The organism is Acidovorax sp. GW460-11-11-14-LB4, assembly GCF_059423685.1.
Genome location: NZ_JBWKYJ010000053.1, coordinates 1 through 18824, shown reverse-complemented (window position 1 = coordinate 18824; position 18824 = coordinate 1). Strand labels below are relative to the sequence as shown.

At 64.2% G+C, this 18824-nt stretch carries 18 protein-coding genes; 3 read left to right on the top strand and 15 right to left on the bottom strand.

Annotated features, from left to right (window positions below; genetic code table 11):
• Nucleotides 1–75 precede the first annotated feature (75 nt).
• Nucleotides 76–537: a hypothetical protein gene (locus AC07X4_RS17175; protein ID WP_056066333.1), complete on the top strand. Its 462-nt coding sequence runs from the start codon at nucleotides 76–78 to the stop codon at nucleotides 535–537.
• Nucleotides 538–687: 150 nt separating this feature from the next.
• Here AC07X4_RS17175 and AC07X4_RS17170 read toward each other — a convergent pair whose 3' ends face one another.
• From AC07X4_RS17170 to AC07X4_RS17140, 7 genes are all read right to left on the bottom strand, one after another.
• A complete protein-coding gene (locus AC07X4_RS17170; RefSeq protein ID WP_494740753.1) occupies nucleotides 688–1587 on the bottom strand; it encodes a carbohydrate kinase family protein in 900 nt (299 codons plus the stop codon).
• 35 nt (nucleotides 1588–1622) lie between these two features.
• Nucleotides 1623–3287, bottom strand: a complete 1665-nt coding sequence (locus AC07X4_RS17165) for a DUF3426 domain-containing protein (RefSeq protein WP_494740752.1) — start codon at nucleotides 3285–3287, stop codon at nucleotides 1623–1625.
• Between the two features lie 55 nt (nucleotides 3288–3342).
• Entirely contained in the window at nucleotides 3343–4245 is a 903-nt protein-coding gene (prmA, locus tag AC07X4_RS17160; protein ID WP_494740751.1) for a 50S ribosomal protein L11 methyltransferase, read from the bottom strand.
• A gap of 77 nt (nucleotides 4246–4322) precedes the next feature.
• Nucleotides 4323–5672 (bottom strand): acetyl-CoA carboxylase biotin carboxylase subunit, encoded by a 1350-nt coding sequence (gene accC, locus AC07X4_RS17155; RefSeq protein WP_056066345.1) that lies wholly within the window; start codon nucleotides 5670–5672, stop codon nucleotides 4323–4325.
• A gap of 7 nt (nucleotides 5673–5679) precedes the next feature.
• Nucleotides 5680–6132: an acetyl-CoA carboxylase biotin carboxyl carrier protein gene (accB, locus tag AC07X4_RS17150; protein WP_056066347.1), complete on the bottom strand. Its 453-nt coding sequence runs from the start codon at nucleotides 6130–6132 to the stop codon at nucleotides 5680–5682.
• A 170-nt stretch (nucleotides 6133–6302) separates the two neighbouring features.
• Nucleotides 6303–6881 (bottom strand): TlpA family protein disulfide reductase, encoded by a 579-nt coding sequence (locus tag AC07X4_RS17145; RefSeq protein ID WP_494740750.1) that lies wholly within the window; start codon nucleotides 6879–6881, stop codon nucleotides 6303–6305.
• Entirely contained in the window at nucleotides 6878–7477 is a 600-nt protein-coding gene (locus AC07X4_RS17140) for a hypothetical protein (RefSeq protein WP_494740749.1), read from the bottom strand. Before AC07X4_RS17140 ends, AC07X4_RS17145 begins: the two co-directional genes overlap by 4 nt.
• A 205-nt stretch (nucleotides 7478–7682) precedes the next feature.
• Between AC07X4_RS17140 and mpl the strand changes: the two genes are divergently transcribed.
• Nucleotides 7683–9104, top strand: a complete 1422-nt coding sequence (gene mpl, locus AC07X4_RS17135) for a UDP-N-acetylmuramate:L-alanyl-gamma-D-glutamyl-meso-diaminopimelate ligase (RefSeq protein ID WP_494740748.1) — start codon at nucleotides 7683–7685, stop codon at nucleotides 9102–9104.
• Between the two features lie 55 nt (nucleotides 9105–9159).
• Here mpl and AC07X4_RS17130 read toward each other — a convergent pair whose 3' ends face one another.
• From AC07X4_RS17130 to AC07X4_RS17100, 7 genes are all read right to left on the bottom strand, one after another.
• A complete protein-coding gene (locus AC07X4_RS17130) occupies nucleotides 9160–9471 on the bottom strand; it encodes a hypothetical protein (protein ID WP_015015633.1) in 312 nt (103 codons plus the stop codon).
• 104 nt (nucleotides 9472–9575) lie between these two features.
• On the bottom strand, nucleotides 9576–10697 hold the full coding sequence (locus AC07X4_RS17125; RefSeq protein ID WP_494740747.1) for a 3-deoxy-7-phosphoheptulonate synthase: 1122 nt from the start codon (nucleotides 10695–10697) through the stop codon (nucleotides 9576–9578).
• Between the two features lie 281 nt (nucleotides 10698–10978).
• A complete protein-coding gene (locus tag AC07X4_RS17120) occupies nucleotides 10979–11518 on the bottom strand; it encodes a hypothetical protein (RefSeq protein WP_494740746.1) in 540 nt (179 codons plus the stop codon).
• 110 nt (nucleotides 11519–11628) lie between these two features.
• On the bottom strand, nucleotides 11629–13113 hold the full coding sequence (gene tldD, locus AC07X4_RS17115; protein WP_494740745.1) for a metalloprotease TldD: 1485 nt from the start codon (nucleotides 13111–13113) through the stop codon (nucleotides 11629–11631).
• Nucleotides 13114–13206: 93 nt separating this feature from the next.
• Nucleotides 13207–13545 carry a YegP family protein gene (locus AC07X4_RS17110; RefSeq protein ID WP_056066369.1) on the bottom strand — a complete coding sequence of 113 codons (339 nt, stop codon included), beginning with the start codon at nucleotides 13543–13545 and terminating at the stop codon, nucleotides 13207–13209.
• A gap of 94 nt (nucleotides 13546–13639) precedes the next feature.
• Nucleotides 13640–14815 (bottom strand): rod shape-determining protein RodA, encoded by a 1176-nt coding sequence (gene rodA / locus AC07X4_RS17105; protein ID WP_436077605.1) that lies wholly within the window; start codon nucleotides 14813–14815, stop codon nucleotides 13640–13642.
• 72 nt (nucleotides 14816–14887) lie between these two features.
• The gene (locus AC07X4_RS17100) at nucleotides 14888–17326 is read right to left on the bottom strand and encodes a protein kinase domain-containing protein (RefSeq protein WP_494740744.1); all 2439 of its coding nucleotides are present in this window, start codon (nucleotides 17324–17326) and stop codon (nucleotides 14888–14890) included.
• A 114-nt stretch (nucleotides 17327–17440) separates the two neighbouring features.
• Here AC07X4_RS17100 and AC07X4_RS17095 point away from each other — a divergent pair, with 114 nt between their 5' ends.
• Nucleotides 17441–18025 carry a YqiA/YcfP family alpha/beta fold hydrolase gene (locus tag AC07X4_RS17095; protein ID WP_494740743.1) on the top strand — a complete coding sequence of 195 codons (585 nt, stop codon included), beginning with the start codon at nucleotides 17441–17443 and terminating at the stop codon, nucleotides 18023–18025.
• A 30-nt stretch (nucleotides 18026–18055) separates the two neighbouring features.
• Here AC07X4_RS17095 and AC07X4_RS17090 read toward each other — a convergent pair.
• Nucleotides 18056–18824, bottom strand: a 769-nt coding sequence (locus AC07X4_RS17090) for a PglL family O-oligosaccharyltransferase (RefSeq protein WP_494740742.1), incomplete at its 5' end; no start/stop codon positions are given.

The following is an 18824-nucleotide window of genomic DNA, read 5'->3' as shown; positions in this document are numbered from 1 at the left end:
ATCCATCTCCATGGATCGCTCTCTGTCCACTGCAGACAGGAAGTGCTCTTTGCAAATTGACCCAAGGAGAACATGATGGCAACTGCGAAAAAACCGGCCGCTAAGAAGGCTGCTCCCGCGAAAAAGGCTGCAACGGCCAAACCCGTAGCCGCCAAGAAGGCTGCACCTGCCAAGAAGGCAGCAGCACCGGCAAAGAAAGCCGCTCCTGCCAAGAAGGCTGTAGCTGCGAAGAAGGCTGCACCCGCCAAGAAGGCAGCAGCACCGGCAAAGAAAGCCGCTCCTGCCAAGAAGGCCGTAGCTGCGAAGAAGGCTGCACCCGCCAAGAAGGCAGCAGCACCGGCAAAGAAAGCCGCTCCCGCCAAGAAGGCCGCAGTAGCCAAGAAGGCCGCAGCACCTGCCAAGGCAGCCCCCGCAAAGAAAGCTGCCCCGGCCAAGAAGGCCCCCAAGGCGCCTGCCCCTGCGGCCGCTGCCCCTGCAGCACAAACCACGCTGAACCCTCAGGCAGCCTGGCCTTTCCCTACGGGCAACAAGCCCTGATCCTGGCGCGCCACGCGCTCAACCCGGTGCAAACGCACCGGGTTTTTTTTCGTCTGTATGCAGGTCTGGGCACTCCCAAGAGCTACCTGGCAAGCAAGCTGCGTTGTACAGCACTGGGCAGCGCAACGCAGACGACACTGGCTCGGAGGATTAACCCAACGGATCGAAATCCAGCGTGTAGTTCTGTGGGCCACGTTGCGCGATCTTGAGAGCGCCAACCCGGTTGCCCAGCTCCGCACAACGCACGAGGGACCAGCCCTTTTCCAGACCAAACAGCAGCGCGCCGCGCCAGGCATCGCCGCAACCCGTGGGGTCCACCACCGCTGCAGGCGCCACAGAGGGTACATGGGTTTTTTCACCATCCACCCAGACCTCGCAGCCCTCTGCGCCCAGCGTCACCACCAGCCCCTGCACCTTGCGGGAGATATCGGCCAAAGACCAGCCGGTGCGGTCGCAGAGCATCTTCCCCTCATAGTCATTGACGGTGACCCAGGTGGCCTGGTCGATGAACTGCGCCAACTCCTGCCCATTGAACATGGGCAAGCCCTGACCTGGATCGAACACAAACGGGATACCCGCCGCCACGAACTGGGCCGCATGCTCCAACATCGCGTCACGCCCGTCCGGCGCGATGATCCCCGCGCTGACACTGTTGTCTGCACCAATTCGATTGGCATGGGCCTGCATCATGGCGCCAGGATGGAAAGCCGTGATCTGGTTGTTGTCACGGTCCGTCATGATCATCGCCTGCGCGGTGTAGGTGTCCTGCACCTGCCCGACGTGTCGGGCGCTGATACCCAGCGACTGCAGTCGCTGCAGATAGTCAGCACCGTCACTGCCCAACATGGCCATGGGCAACGGCTCCCCACCGAGCAGCTTGAGGCTGTAAGCAATGTTGCCAGCACACCCCCCGAAGTCGCGGCGCAACGACGGGACAAGGAAGGACACATTCAGGATATGGAGCTGATCCGGCAGGATCTGCTCCGCAAAACGCCCCTCGAAAGTCATGATGGTGTCGAACGCCAGGGAACCACAAATGAGGGCAGCCATAGATAGTGAAACTCGGTAAGTTGTTGGGAGAAAAATCAGGGATAGAACGCAAGCAGCCGGTAGCCCGCCACGCGCGCACCGCCGGTGGTCACGAGCACCGACACCGAGGTGCCCCACTCACCTTTCGCGGGCAGCTCCGCTGGAGCGGCCATGTCGGTAGGCAGCAGAACCCGCCGCAATACGGCCTGATCCTGCGCATCGGTCAGGGTCAGCTCCACCGCAGGCATGGCCAGTGGAATGGTGGCAGTGCTCTTCATCGTCAGCGCTAGTTGGTAACTGTCACCCCGGGCTTTGTTGAAAGAAGAACTGTCGATGACCACATCGGCAATCTGGCGCACAGGGGCAAGTTCGCAGCGCAAAGGCTCGCACAGTTTCACCAACCAGGGCCGGGTACGCACATCCAGGGCTGCAATGCGGTCACGCTCCTGCACCGCAATCTGCAAAGCCAGCCCCAGCAAGGAGACGATGAACCCCAGCCACAAAACCATCCGCACGACCGGCTTGCGCCAAAACGCCTTGCGGCGCGCAGCCACCACAAAACTGACCTCGGGGTCTGACGCCTGGTTGTTGGCCTCATCGTCGTCGTCAACAGCGGGTCTGGGGCGCGCCTGCAGGATGGCGGCATGCGAATCGTCCTTCACCAACTCCATCGCCGGAGCCTCTGGCGCAACCTCCTTCGACACAAAGTCCACAGAAGGCAACGCGGGCGCAGGCGGGGTGGGCACAGCAACGGGCGACGCAGGCTCAGATTTCTGAGCACCGTCTAAAAGTCCAGCACCGGTATCGGATGACGGAGCGAGAGCAACAGGCGCTACCGGAGGCTGTGCAAGCTCTGCTGAGTGACTCGCGCGCTGCTCTGTGGCATCCACATCCATGGTTGCGTTCAGCGCTACCTCGGAATCGCGAAGTTCGGCAAACGGCAGTTCATAGCCTGCCAGGCTGGGGGACGCAGGAACCGGTGGCACAGCTCCACCAAACAAACTGCCGCGTCCATCAGCGACATCCTGCGCCACGTCGGATGGCATCGTGACGGCGGAATGCTCTTGCCTGGCCACATGAACGGCAGGGGAGAGACCATCCAAGCGGAGCGCCGTGTCCGGTATCACCACCGGCTCTGGAGCATCAGCAGGCGCTGTGACGGATGGCGATGCCCCAGCCTCCGCCGCTGTCGCAGTCCGCGATGCACTGTGGGCTCTCCATGCAAACGGCGCGGCGACCTCCTCGCCCAAGACATCCGACGAGACTTCCGTGCGAGCCGCGGCAGTAAGAAAAGCAGGTACCGCAGGACTGGGAATATCGAGCACCGGAGCAGCAGGTACATCACTGTCCATGCCATACGGAAATGCGTCCATGGCGGCGGTTGCGGCAACCTCGGTGGCGGAGGTTGAAGCACTGCGGATGGCGGGAGTGCCTGCCTTGTCCACATCCTGCGGGGCAGGCGGGGTACCGGTGGGCGACTTGCCTCCACCCCAGGCTCCCAGTGCATCCGGCTTGCGCGCTATGGGCGCAGTGGGTGCGCGCAGGTCCGTGAGCGATACATCGGGCAGTAGCGCAGCCGGTGCCACAGGCAGCAAATGGGCCGAGGCATCGAATACCTCCTTGCATTGGCCGCAGCGCACCCATCCTTCAGAGATGCGCAATTGGTCCGCCACAACCTTGAAGGTGGTAGCGCAGGACGGGCAGCGGGTGATCTGGCTCATCAGCGAGCGATTGTAGAGGCCATGCCACGGCTGCCAGAACGGCCCTCGCGCACCTTTAGCGGCGCGCAGTCATCAAGATCCAGCCATCTTCGGCATCCGCCACTTCCAGCGGCAGCCAGGGCGCGTAGGTCTCCTTGAGCTCATCCGCCTGGCGCTCCAGAATGCCTGCCAAAACCAGATTCCCACCCACAGCCACATAGCTGCACAGCAGTGGGGCCAATACACGCAACGGAGTGGCCAGGATATTGGCCAGCACGGTCTGGTATTCGCCTTGCGCCTTGTCGGGCAGGCCCGCTTTCAGCGTGACCTGATTGGCCTGGGCATTTTGCACCGTGGACTCCACGGCAGCCGGGTCGATATCCACCGCATCAATGTCCGTGGCACCGAACTTGGCAGCACCGATGGCGAGGATGCCGGAGCCACACCCGTAGTCCAGCACGCGCCCCAGCAGGTTGCCCTGCTCAGGTTGCGTTGCACCATGGCGCGCAATCCAGCGCAGACACATGCGGGTGGTGGGGTGGGTGCCCGTGCCAAACGCCAAGCCGGGGTCCAGCCGGATGCTCCGCACTGCCTGGGCGGGCAACTCATGCCAGGTAGGCACGATCCAGAAATCCGGGGTGATGTCCACCGGCGCAAATTGCGACTGCGTCAGCCGCACCCAGTCCTGCTCGGGCACCTGGGTGACACCCAGCACCTGGCAGCCCACAAAAAAGTCCTGCACCACCAGCAACTGCTGCGCTTCACGGGCTGCCACCTCGGAGGGGAACAAGGCCACCACGCGGCTGCGTTGCCAGCCATCCTTGGGCGGAGGCATGCCAGGCTCGCCAAACAGCGCCTGTTCAGCGTCGGTCTGGGCATCGGCGTCTTCTACCGACACGGACAGCGCATCCAGCGCGTCCAGCGCATCGCTGACCGCTTCAATCCGGTCCTCGGGGCACATCAGACTCAGCTCAAACATAGGCATCTCTCAGAAAAAGTGAAATGCTGGCACCCGTTGCCAGGAGCCAGCATGTGAATGACCTGCTGCGTGCCAGCTCAGCGTTTGTGCTGCGACAGCCACTCTTCCAGGTAGTGGATGTTGGTGCCGCCCGCCATGAACTTGGCGTCCACCATCAGCTCGCGGTGCAGCGGCACATTGGTGTTGATGCCTTCGATCACCGTCTCGGACAGGGCAGTGCGCATGCGGGCCAGCGCCTGCTCGCGCGTGTCGCCGTGCACGATGATCTTGCCGATCATCGAGTCGTAGTTGGGTGGCACGAAGTAGTTGGTGTAGGCATGCGAGTCCACGCGCACGCCGGGGCCACCTGGTGGATGCCAGGTGGTAATGCGCCCGGGCGAAGGGATGAACTTGTACGGGTCTTCCGCGTTCACCCGGCACTCGATGGCGTGGCCACGGATTTCGATCTGGCGCTGGGTGAACGGCAGCTTCTCGCCCGCCGCGACCATGATCTGCGTCTTCACGATGTCCACGCCGGTGATCCACTCGGTGACGGGGTGTTCCACTTGCACACGGGTGTTCATCTCGATGAAGTAGAACTCGCCGTTTTCGTACAGGAACTCGAACGTGCCCGCACCCCGGTAGCCGATCTTCTTGCACGCGGCCACGCAGCGCTCGCCGATCTTCTCGATCAGTTTGCGGGGGATGCCGGGGGCTGGAGCCTCTTCGATGACCTTCTGGTGGCGGCGTTGCATGGAGCAGTCGCGCTCGCCCAAATACACCGCATTGCGGTGCTTGTCGGCCAGGATCTGGATTTCGATGTGGCGCGGGTTCTGGAGGAACTTCTCCATATACACCGCAGGATTGCCAAACGCGGCACCCGCCTCGGCCTTGGTCATCTGCACGGCATTGACCAGTGCGGCCTCGGTGTGGACCACGCGCATGCCACGGCCACCGCCGCCGCCTGCGGCCTTGATGATCACCGGGTAGCCCACGGCCTTGGCGATGCGGCGGATCTGCACCGGGTCGTCGGGCAACTCGCCCTCAGAACCCGGCACGCAGGGCACGCCCGCGCGGATCATGGCCTGCTTGGCGGACACCTTGTCGCCCATGATACGGATCGACTCGGGCGTGGGGCCGATGAACTGAAAACCACTCTTTTCGACGCGCTCGGCAAAGTCGGCGTTCTCGGACAGGAAGCCATAGCCGGGGTGAATGGCCTCGGCGTCGGTCACCTCGGCCGCCGAGATGATGGCGGGCATGTTGAGGTAGGACAGCGGCGAAGGCGCTGGGCCGATGCAAACGGCCTCTTCGGCCAGCTTGACATACTTGGCGTCGCGGTCGGCCTCGGAATAGACCATGACGGCCTTCACGCCCAGCTCATGGCAAGCGCGCTGGATACGGAGAGCAATCTCTCCGCGATTCGCAACAAGAATCTTCTTGAACATGAGCGCCTTATTCGATGACGAACAGCGGCTGTCCGTATTCCACGGCTTGGCCGTTCTCGCCCAGGATGCGGGTGACGGTGCCCGACTTGTCGGCTTCGATCTCGTTGAGGATCTTCATGGCCTCGATGATGCAGATGGTCTCGCCTTCCTTGACCTGGCTGCCCACTTCGACAAAAGCCTTGGCGCCAGGGCTGGACGAGCGGTAGAAGGTGCCCACCATGGGCGACTTGACGATGTGGCCGGTGGGTGCGGCGGCCGCAGGGGGTGCGGGCAATTCCGCTACCGGCGCGGCAGCAGGCGCAGCGGCAGGAGCTGCAACCGGGGCGGGCACATACTGCTGAACCACGGCACCACCGCTCTTGACGATGCGGACTTTGCCCTCGGCCTCGGTAATTTCGAGTTCGGACACGTTCGACTCGGACACGAGATCGATGAGGGTTTTGAGTTTTCGCAGATCCATGGAAGCTCCAACGGCTATAAAACTGAATAGGGCGCGAATTTACTCCAATTTCACCCTATCGCAGTCTTCCACACCCATTTTTCATGAACTTCGGCATGGGAATTGCCATCTCCCAGAGAGAAAGACGCACCCAGAAGGTCTGAAAGGGGGCTGCTTTTCGACGCGAACCCTCAGCCCATACCTGCCCAAAGCTGCAAGTCCTGGGTGGTCACTTGCCCCATTTTACGATGCAGCACCTTTCCCTCCCCACCAAGGACCACGGTGAAAGGCAGGCCTCCCGTCAGGTTGCCCAGCGACCGGCCCAGATCCGTGCCACCCAGTCCCGCCAGTCCCACAGGGAAATCCAGCGGGATACGCGTCAGAAACTTGCGTACCGCTGACGGCTGGTCAATGGCCAAACCCAGCACTTGCCAGCCTTTGGCAGATTGTTCGCGATAGAAGGCGTTGAGCATGGGCAACTCTTCCACACAAGGCGGGCACCAGGTGGCCCAGAAATTGAGCAGCAACGGCTTGCCTGCCAATGACTTCATGGCCAAGGTACTCCCGGCAGGTGTTTCAAACTCCAGGTCCCACAGCGCCTGCTCGGCCCCTTGCTCCACGGCGTGGGGCTGAAACTTCCACCACGCCAGGCCTGCGCCCCCCAAAGCGGCGGCACCAGCCACCCCGGCATACAAAAAGCGCCTGCGAGCGGCAGTGGGCGCAACGTCGCCAGGAGTCACAGGTTCGGGGGATTCAGCAGGCTGGGTCATGGGGTCGTGTTTTCTTGAAGCAAGCGGCGCACTGCCGTAATGTCACCACGCGGGGTTCGGCCCTTGCTGTCGGGCCGGAGCGCACCCCGCATGTCGTCAAGGTCGTAAATCAGCAGGTGCACGCCGATCATTTCGTTGAGTTCAGGCAATTTGCTGCCAAGACTCAATGCCTCCACCGATTCACCGTGGAAACCAGTGACCGTGCGGGGTTCGTAGTCCACATGATGATCGATCAGAGCGATCTCTGCCGATTTGGGGTCATCGCAGAACAACTGCAGGTAAATATCCGACAGACGTGTGGCCGTTCCGTGCCACACCGCACCCGCCAGATGCGGCCGGAAAGCCGCCATGCGCTCCATCCACACCAGGGCCAGCTGGCGCAGCGCCCGCAACTCGCGCGGCTGGGTGTCAGCACAGAAGAGCTGGATGTACTCGCGCACAGCCTCTTCCACCAGGTCGTTGTCCGGCAGCGGGGTACGGGCCGGCAAACCCATCTGCCGCAGCGCACGGCGCTTGGCGGGGCCCCATTCCAGCCCTTCTTCCACCACCAGGCGGGCCGTGGTGTGGGCGATTTCTTCGCTCAAAGGTGTGTGCATGGCAGACAGAGGCAACTAAGGACCCTGCATTGTGGCGCGAAGCCATGACAGCACGGGCGATGCCCCTCAGACACCCCTGGCAACCCCGACAACCGCCACCTCGAAAGACTATTGTTTTGAGAGCAGCTCAGGCAGATGGAACAGGCGCCAGCTGCCACTTTTGCTTTGAACAGTGCGCAGAACCCCGGCTTTAGAATCAGCGCCCATGCATATACACATACTGGGCATCTGCGGCACGTTCATGGGAGGCTTGGCGGCCCTTGCGCGCGAGGCGGGCCACAAAGTGACGGGCTGCGACGCCGGGGTCTATCCCCCAATGAGCGACCAGCTCCGCGCGTTGGGCATCGACCTGATCGAAGGCTTCGGCGCCGACCAGCTCGCGCTCCAGCCCGACATGTTTGTGGTGGGCAACGTCGTGAGCCGCGCTAGGCTGGCCGATGGGTCCCCCAAGTTTCCGCTGATGGAAGCCATTCTGGACGCCGGACTGCCCTACACCAGCGGGCCCCAATGGCTGGCCGAGCACGTGTTGCAGGGCCGCCATGTGCTGGCCGTGGCTGGGACCCATGGCAAGACCACCACCACATCGATGCTGGCGTGGATTCTGGAGTCTTCCGGGCAGCAACCGGGCTTTCTGATCGGCGGCGTGCCGCTGAACTTTGGCGTGTCCGCACGCCTGGGCGCTGCGCAGCGCCCCGCGCCAGCCGCCACGCCGCTCGGCGCCGCACCGCTGTTCGTGATCGAGGCCGACGAATACGACACCGCCTTTTTCGACAAGCGCAGCAAGTTCGTGCACTACCGGCCCCGCACCGCCGTGCTGAACAACCTGGAGTTCGACCACGCAGACATCTTTGACGACCTAGCGGCCATCGAGCGCCAGTTCCACCATCTGGTGCGCACGGTTCCTCCGTCGGGGCGCGTGGTAGTCAATGGACTGGAAGAAAGCCTGGCCCGCGTGCTACACACCGGCTGCTGGAGCGAGATGACCAGCTTTGGCGCTGCCGTCAGCGACTTTCACGCCGTGGGTGACCCGCAGGCTTTTGACGTGGTGCACCAAGGGCAAACCGTGGCGCGCGTGGAATGGACACTGACCGGCGTGCACAACCAGCTCAATGCGCTGGCGGCCATCGCGGCGGCCCACCACGTGGGCGTGGCGCCCGCACAGGCCGCGGCCGCTCTGAACAGTTTTCAGAACGTCAAGCGGCGCATGGAATTGCGTGGCACGGTGGGCGGCGTGGCCGTCTACGACGACTTTGCCCACCACCCTACCGCCTTGCGCACCACGCTGGACGGCCTGCGCCGCACTTTAGGCGCCGGCGCACGCATCCTGGCGGTGTTCGAGCCCCGCAGCAACACCATGAAGCTGGGCGCGATGAAAAGCCAATTGCCCTGGGCGCTGGAGCCCGCCGATCTGGCCTTTTGCCACACGGCGGGTCTGGACTGGGATGCTGCGCAGGCGCTGGCACCGCTGGGCGTCGGACCCGGCCAGCGCGCGCAGACGGCCCCGGACATCGATACGCTGGTGGCCCAGGTCACCCAGGCCGCACGCCCGGGCGACCATGTGGTGTGCCTGAGCAATGGCGGCTTTGGCGGCATCCACGCCAAGCTGCTGCAGGCACTACAAAAATAATAGCTGCTGGCGCATATTCCACTATCGCTAGCAGCCAATTTTTATCAAATGGCGTTCAAAACGTGACCGCCATGCCTGGCACGTCCACCCGCACGATGGGCTTGGCGAGTGCGGCGCTAGCGGCACGCGCAAAGTCGCGGGACCAGGTGGGGTCTTGCATCAGCGCCACACCGGCGGCGCGGGCCACGGTCAGCACCTTGTCGGCCAGCAGCACCTTGCCGCTGGCGCGCAGAGGCTCGCAGTCCAGCGCGATGAACTGATCGTCGAGCCAGCGCCGCCCCGCCTCATGGGCCATGGGCTCGGCGCCCTCCAGATCAAAACGGTATTCCTGGTTCGCGGCCAACTTGACCGACACTTCGCTGTGCATGATGGATCGCCTTTCTGTGTTGTTGCGGTGACTGGTGACCGCTGCTGCACGCAAAGTGCGCGCAGCAAGCGCCCCCAGTTTAGACCTTGCAATGAAGCCAGCGATCAGCGGACACGGCGTGCCTTGACGGCGTCCGACAGCTCAGCCAGCGCCTGCAGCGAAGCGTCCCAGCCCAGGCAGGCGTCGGTGATGCTCTTGCCGTATTCGAGTGCCGAAGGATCGTCCTTGCCGGGTGTGAACTTCTGGGCGCCTGCCGTCAGGTGGCTTTCGATCATCAGGCCGAACACGCTGCGCGAACCGCCCGCCACCTGGGCCGCCACATCGCGGGCCACGTCCAGCTGCTTTTCGTGCTGCTTGCTGCTGTTGGCATGGCTGCAGTCCACCATCAATGTGACGGGCAGCTTGGCGGCTTCGAGGTCTTTGCAAGCCGCGGCCACACTGGCAGCGTCGTAGTTGGGCGTCTTGCCGCCGCGCAAAATCACATGGCAGTCCTTGTTGCCCTTGGTGTTCACGATGGCGACCTGGCCGTTCTTGTGCACCGACAGGAAGTGGTGGCCCCGGCTGGCCGACTGGATGGCGTCGGTGGCGATGCGGATGTTGCCGTCCGTGCCATTCTTGAAGCCGATGGGGGCCGAGATGCCGGAGGCCAGCTCGCGATGCACCTGGCTTTCGGTGGTGCGCGCGCCAATCGCGCCCCAGCTGATCAGGTCGCCGATGTACTGGGGCGAAATCACGTCCAGGAACTCGCTGCCGGCAGGCATGCCCAGGCGGTTGATCTCGATGAGCAGCTGGCGCGCAATGCGCAGCCCTTCGTCGATGCGGTAGCTTTCGTCCAGGTAAGGGTCATTGATGAGCCCCTTCCAGCCCACGGTGGTGCGTGGCTTTTCGAAGTACACGCGCATCACGATTTCGAGTGTGTCAGCGTACTGGGTGCGCACGGCCATCAGGCGGCGGGCGTACTCGACAGCGGCGGCGGGATCGTGGATAGAGCAAGGGCCAATCACCACCAGCAGGCGGTCGTCCTTGCCCGCCATGATGTTGTGAATGTTCTTGCGGGTCTGGGTGATCAGCGTCTCGACCGGCGTGCCGCCGATCGGGAAGAAGCGGATCAGATGCTCGGGAGGAGGCAACACGGTGATGTCCTTGATACGTTCGTCGTCGGTCTGGCTGGTTTTCTCGACGCTGCGGTACCAGGCATCGCTGGTGGGATTGGTAGTGGCCGTCATGGTTGCTTCCTCGTGGAGTCGGTTGGAGTGGATGGAAAAACGGGAGGGCTGAAAAACAAAAACCGCCGGGCTTTGCAGCGTCGGCGGTTGGTATGGGGAGGTTGTGTGTGCTTGCGCGTTTTCCTCTCATCCGCCGGGGACCGAGATAAAAAACCAAAAATAAAACGCGCTGCGAACTTGCATGGAAAGCAATGTAGCACAGGAGTGCGGCAGTTCAGCACCCTCGGCATGTTGCAAATGCACGACATCCACCTACCCCAAAAGCGCCAGACCAGAGCGATTCACCGGCGCCCCCCCCGAAACCATGCACGCAAGCGCTGCAACGCCGAGGGCTTGCGCGGCGGCTGCACGTCTTGCAAGTCGCTCGCAGGATTGCTCTGGTGCTCGTACATGTCAATGAGCAGCAGCGCTTCGCCCAGGGTTCGCCAGGCCAGCAGCTCGAACTGGTCAAAGCTTTCGCTTTCTTTGGTGCTGCGCCGCTCCAGCATCAGTTGCCAGTCTGCAATGGCGTTGCGCAGCTCCCGCAGTGCACGCTGGTAGGCGCCAAACTCGTACAGCGCGTGCCACGCTGAGCCCAGGCCAGTCAAAAACAGCTGGTGTTCACGCGCGCTGTGCGACAAGGTCACCACACGGCGCGTGATCTCGGTGGTGTCCGTGCTGGTGCGGCGGATGCTAACTGCCTCGTCGATCTGCGAGGACAAGGCACCAAGGCTGTCACGCAGCTGGCGCGAGTCCTCATCGGCAACGCCCTCGCGCAAAAAGCGGCTGATGTCTCCAAACGACTGGAGCGTCAGCAATTGACTAGGGCTCGTGGCAGGCATGGTGTCACCCATTGTGCGCTGGCCAACGCGCAGTACAAGCCCCGAAAAGCGGGCGAAAACGCGAAGTCACGCACCACCCCAGGTCTGCCGGCAGGCTGCCAACGCAACCCTCAGGCCGTACCGCCCACCGTCAGGCCTTCGATGCGCAGCGTGGGTTGCCCCACGCCCACGGGCACGCTTTGGCCTTCCTTGCCGCAGGTGCCCACGCCGCTGTCCAGGCGCATGTCGTTGCCGATCATGGTCACTTTCTTGAGCGACTCCGGGCCGCTGCCGATGATGGTGGCGCCCTTGACGGGGTACTGGATCTTGCCGTTTTCCACCCAGTACGCCTCGCTGGCCGAGAACACGAACTTGCCCGAGGTGATGTCCACCTGCCCGCCGCCGAAGTTGCTGGCGTACAGGCCCTTCTTGATGCTGGCGATGATCTCTTGCGGGTCCTTGTCGCCGCCCAGCATGTAGGTGTTGGTCATGCGCGGCATGGGGATGTGCGCATAGCTCTCGCGGCGGCCGTTGCCGGTGGGTTCCACACCCATCAGGCGTGCGTTCAGCGAGTCCTGGATGTAGCCCTTCAAGATGCCATCCTCGATCAGCACATTGCGCTGGCTGGCATGGCCTTCGTCGTCCACGTTCAGCGAACCTCGGCGGTCGGCAATGGTGCCGTCGTCCAGCACAGTGACACCCTTGGCAGCCACGCGCTGGCCAATGCGGCCGCTGAACGCGCTGGAGCCCTTGCGGTTGAAGTCGCCTTCCAGCCCGTGGCCGATGGCCTCGTGAAGCAAGATGCCCGGCCAGCCTGAGCCCAGCACCACGGTCATCTCCCCCGCTGGAGCGGGACGCGATTCCAGGTTGACCAGGGCCGCGTTCACGGCCTCGTCAACGTACTTACCCATTTGCTCGTCGTCGAAGTAGGCGAGACCAAAACGGCCACCGCCGCCAGCAGAGCCCATCTCACGTCGGCCGTTCTGCTCGGCAATCACCGTGACCGACAGCCGCACGAGCGGTCGTACATCGGCCGCCAGAGTGCCATCGGCGCGCGCCACCAACACCACGTCATATTCACTGGCCAGCCCCGCCATCACCTGCGCCACGCGCGGGTCCTTGGCCCGGGCGCGCTGCTCCAGCCGCTCCAGCAGCGCCACCTTGGCCGTGCTGTCCAGCGAAGCAATCGGGTCCACGCCCGGGTACAGGCTGCGGCTGGATGCTACCTTTTTAGGAGCTACCCGCACTTTGCCTGCGTTCGCTATAGACGAAATAGACCGTACGGTGCGCGCTGCGTCCAGCAGCGATGCCTCGGAGATGTCGTCCGAATAGGCAAAGGCCGTCTTCTCGCCACTGACAGCACGCACCCCCACGCCCTGGTCGATGCTGAAGGAGCCTGTCTTGACGATGCCCTCTTCCAGGCTCCAGCCTTCACTGCGGGTGTACTGGAAGTACAGGTCCGCATCGTCCACCTGGTGGGTGCGGATCTCGGCCAGTGCGCGGGCGAGGTGGCCTTCGTCCAGGCCAAAAGGGGTCAGCAGCAGTTCACGGGCAACATCAATGCGCTGGCTGGTGGCCGCACGCTGGGGCGCGGCAGTGGTGGAGCGAAAAGTCATCGAAGCATTTTAGGCGCCTGACCAGCCCCTGCCCGTGTGGAGCCCACATGTCCCTATTTGCCCCTGGCGCCCCGTCAGCGCCGCCTCGCAGCCTTACGCGGCGGTCTGGTCATCCAGGCCGGCCTCGGCCGCATGGGCCTGCACCGACTCGATGCCCGCGTCCCGGGCCTTGGCACCGGAGTACATCTGGCTTTGGCCAATCACCTGGCCATTGGCGGCCTTCAAGGTGAAATATGGCGCTCCGTTCTTGGCACTGAGCCTGCCAAAACGGCCATCGTTCGGAGCGTTCTTGCGCACCGCCTCGATACCACCCAGCGCGCTGGCGCGAGACTCGTACATCTCGCTGGTCAGGATGACCTGACCGTTGGCGGCCAGCAGGTTGAAGACAAACTTGTCGTTTTTCGACTTCTTGAGCTCGAACTTCGCCGCCATGGGGAAACCCTCCGGATGCTGAGCGGCCAAAACACGGTTGGCCAGCCGGTTTGTACCCCGAGGGCATGTTCCAGGCAACCAGGCCCACAAGGCCCTACAGTGCTGCAGGAAGAGGATCCTTGGTTTCCTGCTTCTGGGATCGCGCCACCGACATCAGGATGCCCAGTGCCAGCCCCAGCGTCACCATGGCGGTTCCGCCATAGCTGATGAAGGGCAAGGGGACGCCCACCACCGGCAGGATGCCACTCACCATGCCCATGTTCACAAAGGCATAGGTGAAAAAGATCATAGATACCGCGCCCCCCATGAGGCGGCCAAACAAGGTAGTAGCGCCTGCGGCAATGGCCAGGCCGCGCCAGACCAGCAGCAGAAAACTCACCAGCAGGAACAAGTTGCCCGCCAGTCCAAACTCTTCCGAATAGGCGGCAAAAATGAAATCGGTGGTGCGCTCGGGGATGAACTCCAGGTGGGTCTGAGTACCCGCCATGAAGCCCTTGCCCCACAGGCCGCCCGAGCCGATGGCGATCATGCCCTGGATGATGTGAAAGCCCTTGCCCAGCGGGTCGCGGGTGGGGTCCAGCAAGGTGCAGATGCGCTGCTGCTGGTAGTCGTGCAGCACCACCCATCGCACGCCATCCGCGCACAGCTGGTCGCCCAGCAGCACCAGGGTGGCAATGCCCACACCGCCAATCAGCACCGGGGGCAGGATCAGCTTCCAGGACAGGCCCGCAAAAAAGATCACCGAGAGCCCCGCCGCCAGCACCAGCAGCGAGGTACCGAGGTCAGGCTGCTTCATGACCAGGCCCACCGGAACCGCCAGCAGCAGGCCCGCCGCCGCAAAGTCCAAGGGACGCAGCGTGCCCTCGCGCTTCTGGAACCACCAAGCCAGCATCAGTGGCATGGCGATCTTGAGGATTTCGCTGGGCTGGATCACGATACCCACGTTGATCCAGCGCGTGGCCCCTTTTTTGGTGATGCCAAACAGCGCCACCGCCACCAGCAGGGCCACCCCGGTCAGGTACAGCGGCACAGCGCACGCCATGATTTTCTGGGGGGGCACCTGGGCCACCATGAACAGGATGGCTCCTGCAATCAGCATGTTGCGCCCGTGGTCCACAAACCGCGTGCCGTGGTCATAACCCGACGAATACATGGCCAGCAACCCCGCGCTGGCCAGCATCAGCACCAGCAACAGGAGGGGAAGGTCAAAGCCCCGGAACAGGGGTGCCAGACGCTGGACGAGCGTGGGCTTTTCAAAAACGACGGCCATTCCCCGATTATCGGGGGGATGCCGGGCGTCAGAGCAGCCAACGCCCCGGCAGAGAGATCGCCAACAGCGGCACTACCCTGCCTGCCGGAAGGCCATCACGGCCTGGTTGCGCAGGGTGCGCAGCAGGCCCAGGGCCTTGTCATCCACCACAATGCCCCCCGGTGTGGCCTGATCGGCATAGATGAGGGCAAAGGGCTGCCCCCTAATTTGCAGCGGCAGCAGCAGGAACGACGGTGCATTGACGCCCTTGCGGTACCACTCGGGCAGCCGCGCCTGCATGCGGGGCTCGGTAGCGTCGTTGATCAGGGTGTCTGCACCGCGCAGGCACACGGCGGCAAACAGGTCGCTCTGGGCCTTGAGGGGTACCTTGAGGGCCCGCACGGCCACCTCGCTGCCCTCCCCCAGGCCAAAGCGGCCGGTCAACATGTCGGTGCGGGCCTCGCGCAGGCAAAACACCATGCGACGGAAACCCAGCGCGCGGAACATGGTCTCCAGGATCATGCGCAGTACGTCGTTGAGCTGAAAACTCTCGACCATGGCGTTGGTGATGTCCTGAATGCCTGCCGCCAGCACCTCATTGACCTGCGCCACCGACACCGCCCCTCCGGCCTGGGACTTCAGCACGGCAGGCAGGGGCTGGGTTTCGTTCACGCGCAACTCGTGGGCGCCCAGCGCGTCATCGGGGGCCACAGACGCACCCGCAGCCGACGGCAGCTTGAGCAGGCGGGCGGCTGGTGTGTCCGGTGCCACGCGCAGGTCCAGCGCCTCGGCCAGTGCCACCAGCTTGTGGCGCGCACGCAGGGTGGCTTCGGCAATGGCCTCGGCCGACAGCGCCAGCGTGCGTGCGTAGCGCGTGCCCACTTGGCCGAGCTGCCCCTCCAGCTGAGCAGGTTCGCAGAACAGCAAGGCGCTGGCGACCTCGTTGGCCGCCATGGCCGCCCAGCGCAGGCGCTCCACCCCCTGCTCGGGCGCGCGCTGCATGGGTGAGCCCAGCGGCTTGCGCATGCAGCGCTGCAGGCTTTCGGGCAGACCCCAGACGCGCGCCACGCCCACTCCCAGATCCTCAAACCCCAGGCCCAGCACCTGTACTGACGCAGCCTCTTCCCCGCCCTCCATGCGCCCCGAGGCCACCAGGCTGCGCACCTGCCGGGCCTCTTCAGGAAAGTAGAACTCGCACAGCATGCGCCCCAGGTTCTGGAACATCGCGCCGATGAAGGCCTCTTCGGCCGCCTGACCGGTGGTGCACAGTTCGGCCGCGACCGAGCCCGCCATCATGGCGCGCAAAAATTCCTCGCGCATCTGGCTGGCATGGGCCTTGTCCTGCATGTGGTCCAGCAACACCAGGCTCAGCGCCATGTTCCGCACTGCATTGAAGCCCACCAGGCTCACCGCGCGCGACACGGTGCTGATGGTGCCCCGGCTGGCGTGGGCGTAATGCACGCTGTTGACCAGGCGCAGCAGCTTGTTGGTGAGCGCCACGTCTTTCAGGATTTCGTGGGTCAGGTCGCTGATGCTGTCGTCTTCCGAATTGGCCACCCGCTGGATGCGCGCCACCGAGTCCGACAAGGCCGGGAAGTCGCTCTTGTGGCGCATGCGCCGCAGCAAAAAGTCCAGCGTGGCATTGCTGGCGGCCGATGGCGCACTGGCCGGAGCCGCCCAGGCGCGCAACGCATCCCGAAAGTCCGCCGCCGTGGCGTAGCGCTGCGCGGGGTCGCGTGCCATGGCCCGCTGCAGGATGGCGCGCAGGCCGTCGTCCACGCCCGGCCCCAGGTCGGCGGGCAGCGCCAGGTTTTCGTTGGCAATGCGGTACAGCGCCTGCCAGGTGTCTTTTTGGTGGATGAGGGGGCGCCCCGTCAGCGTCTCGATGAGCACCAAGCCAGCGGAATACACGTCCATCCCCGGGGTGGGCGCAGCGCCCGCCGCCGCCTCCGGTGCCATGTAGGCGGGCGTGCCGCTGGCCAGCTGGGCATCGGGCGCTGCCTGCACGGGGGCCGCCATGCCAAAGTCCATCACCCGGGCGTGCCGGTGCGCATCGATCATGATGTTGGACGGCTTGAGATCGCGGTGCACGATGCCCGCCTGGTGGGCGGCATGCAAGCCATCAAGCACATCCACTAAAAGTGCCACGGCGTCATGCGGCGTACAGCGCCCCTGCTGGGCCAAGTGTTCGGCCAGCGTGTGGCCTGGCACGTACTCGAACACGATATAGGGCTGCGAGCCCTGCACGTCGGCCTCGAACACCGGCACGATGTAGGGGTGGGCCAAGCGCCCCACATGGCGCGCCTCGCGCAGCCACTGCTCCAGCACGGAGGGGTCCTGGTCCTGCATGGGGCGCATGAGCTTGATGGCCACTTCGCGCTGCAGACGGGGGTCCAGCGCCAGCCACACGGTGGCCTGGGCGCCCCGGCCCAGCTGCTTCTTGAGTTCAAACCGACCCAGCGAGGCAGGCGGCTTATCGCCTGATCCGAGCGCCCATCGTCTGGCAGTGGAAAGCGGGGCAAAATCGGTCATGGTGCGGGTAGCAAAACCAGGCGCCGCACGGTGTGGCGCCCCGGTACGCACATCTTATGCCTGCGCCAGCCCGGTTAAAGCAGTGATTCCCCTGCCTCGATCACTTTCTGTCTCATGACCACCACCCACCTGCTGTACCTGCACGGTTTTCGCTCGTCCCCCTCGTCGTCCAAGGCCCGCCAGACTGCGGCCTACATGGCTGCCCACCACCCCTCCATGACCTTCTGGTGCCCCCAGTTGCCGCCATCGCCGCGGGCCGCCATGGCGCTGGTGGCGCAGGGCATTGCCGGTTGGCCCCGGCCATGCATGGCCGTGATCGGCTCTTCGCTGGGCGGCTTCTACGCCAGCTGGGTGGCGCAGCACGCGGGTTGCCCCAGCGTGATGCTCAACCCCGCCGTGGACCCGGCACGCGACTTGGCCCGCTACATCGGCGAGCAAACCAGCTGGCACGACCCGAACGAGCGCTTTTATTTTTTGCCGGAGTACATCGACGAGTTGCAGGCCCTGGACATGCGGGGTCGCTCGCCCTCAGCCCCTGAGCTGGCCATCGTTGCCAAGGGCGACGAAGTGCTGGACTGGCGCGAGATGGTGGGGCGCTACCCGCAGGCCAAGCAGGTGGTACTGGAGGGAGGTGACCACGCGCTGGGCAACTATGCGGACTACCTGCCCTTGGTAAGCCAGTTTCTGCGGCTGGCTTGAATGCGCGGAGGCCGTCCGCCGCGCCTCCGGTCAGGGCTTGAGGTGTGACGAAATCCGCCGACCCTGCTCCCGCCACCGCCCATAGTCCGCCGGGTAGGCAGCGCGGTATCGCTTGAGGTGAAACGCCGCCTCGTCGTCCAGCCCCAGCATCGTGGCGCTTTCGATCAGCGGCTCGATCACCCGGGGTTCGGGCGAGAAGTGCAGCAGCTTGTTGGCCACCCCAAAGACTTGGCCCGCATTGCTGGGTGACAGCTCGATGGTGGTCAGCAGCGCAAAATCGACCTGATCGGTGAAGAAGGGGGTGTTACCCACCTTGCGAACGGTGTCCTGGCGCAGGGACAGCGGCCGGTCGGCGAGCGGTTTGTACAGCTGGCCGACGCGATAAAAATCCCAGCCCACGTAGGCCTCTGCTGCCAGCGCGGCCACGATGATGGCGGCCGCACCCCGGCGCGCGCCCAGCGAGCTTGCCCAGCCGGGCAGCTGCCAGCGCCACAGCAACGCAACGGCCAGCACCGTGACCAGCTGAAACGGCCCGTACCACAGCGGAAACTCCAGCAGGCTGTGTAGCCCCACCAGCGCCAGCACGCCCCAGGCCAGTTGCCGCGCCGGATCGGTCTCGCGCCAGGGCTTTTCGCGCAGCACCCACACCACCACCGCGGCACAAACGATCAGTGCCACCGGCACGCCCAGCTCCACCGCAAGGTGCAGGGGCAGGTTGTGGGCGTTGTCCAGCAGCACACAAAACCGCTCGCCCGGGAACACGGTGACGTAGTGCGCGTAGTCCAGCTCCCCCCAGCCC

Bases quoted from the DNA above. Each gene is read 5' to 3' on its own strand.
- mpl (WP_494740748.1), top strand. From the start codon at position 7,683: ATGCATATACACATACTGGGCATCTGCGGCACGTTCATGGGAGGCTTG.
- accB (WP_056066347.1), bottom strand. From the start codon at position 6,132: ATGGATCTGCGAAAACTCAAAACCCTCATCGATCTCGTGTCCGAGTCG.
- AC07X4_RS17140 (WP_494740749.1), bottom strand. From the start codon at position 7,477: ATGCACACACCTTTGAGCGAAGAAATCGCCCACACCACGGCCCGCCTG.
- AC07X4_RS17165 (WP_494740752.1), bottom strand. From the start codon at position 3,287: ATGAGCCAGATCACCCGCTGCCCGTCCTGCGCTACCACCTTCAAGGTT.
- AC07X4_RS17110 (WP_056066369.1), bottom strand. From the start codon at position 13,545: ATGGCGGCGAAGTTCGAGCTCAAGAAGTCGAAAAACGACAAGTTTGTC.
- tldD (WP_494740745.1), bottom strand. From the start codon at position 13,113: ATGACTTTTCGCTCCACCACTGCCGCGCCCCAGCGTGCGGCCACCAGC.
- AC07X4_RS17100 (WP_494740744.1), bottom strand. From the start codon at position 17,326: ATGACCGATTTTGCCCCGCTTTCCACTGCCAGACGATGGGCGCTCGGA.
- AC07X4_RS17145 (WP_494740750.1), bottom strand. From the start codon at position 6,881: ATGACCCAGCCTGCTGAATCCCCCGAACCTGTGACTCCTGGCGACGTT.
- AC07X4_RS17175 (WP_056066333.1), top strand. From the start codon at position 76: ATGGCAACTGCGAAAAAACCGGCCGCTAAGAAGGCTGCTCCCGCGAAA.
- AC07X4_RS17095 (WP_494740743.1), top strand. From the start codon at position 17,441: ATGACCACCACCCACCTGCTGTACCTGCACGGTTTTCGCTCGTCCCCC.
- AC07X4_RS17120 (WP_494740746.1), bottom strand. From the start codon at position 11,518: ATGCCTGCCACGAGCCCTAGTCAATTGCTGACGCTCCAGTCGTTTGGA.
- AC07X4_RS17170 (WP_494740753.1), bottom strand. From the start codon at position 1,587: ATGGCTGCCCTCATTTGTGGTTCCCTGGCGTTCGACACCATCATGACT.
- AC07X4_RS17130 (WP_015015633.1), bottom strand. From the start codon at position 9,471: ATGCACAGCGAAGTGTCGGTCAAGTTGGCCGCGAACCAGGAATACCGT.
- prmA (WP_494740751.1), bottom strand. From the start codon at position 4,245: ATGTTTGAGCTGAGTCTGATGTGCCCCGAGGACCGGATTGAAGCGGTC.
- rodA (WP_436077605.1), bottom strand. From the start codon at position 14,815: ATGGCCGTCGTTTTTGAAAAGCCCACGCTCGTCCAGCGTCTGGCACCC.
- AC07X4_RS17125 (WP_494740747.1), bottom strand. From the start codon at position 10,697: ATGACGGCCACTACCAATCCCACCAGCGATGCCTGGTACCGCAGCGTC.
- accC (WP_056066345.1), bottom strand. From the start codon at position 5,672: ATGTTCAAGAAGATTCTTGTTGCGAATCGCGGAGAGATTGCTCTCCGT.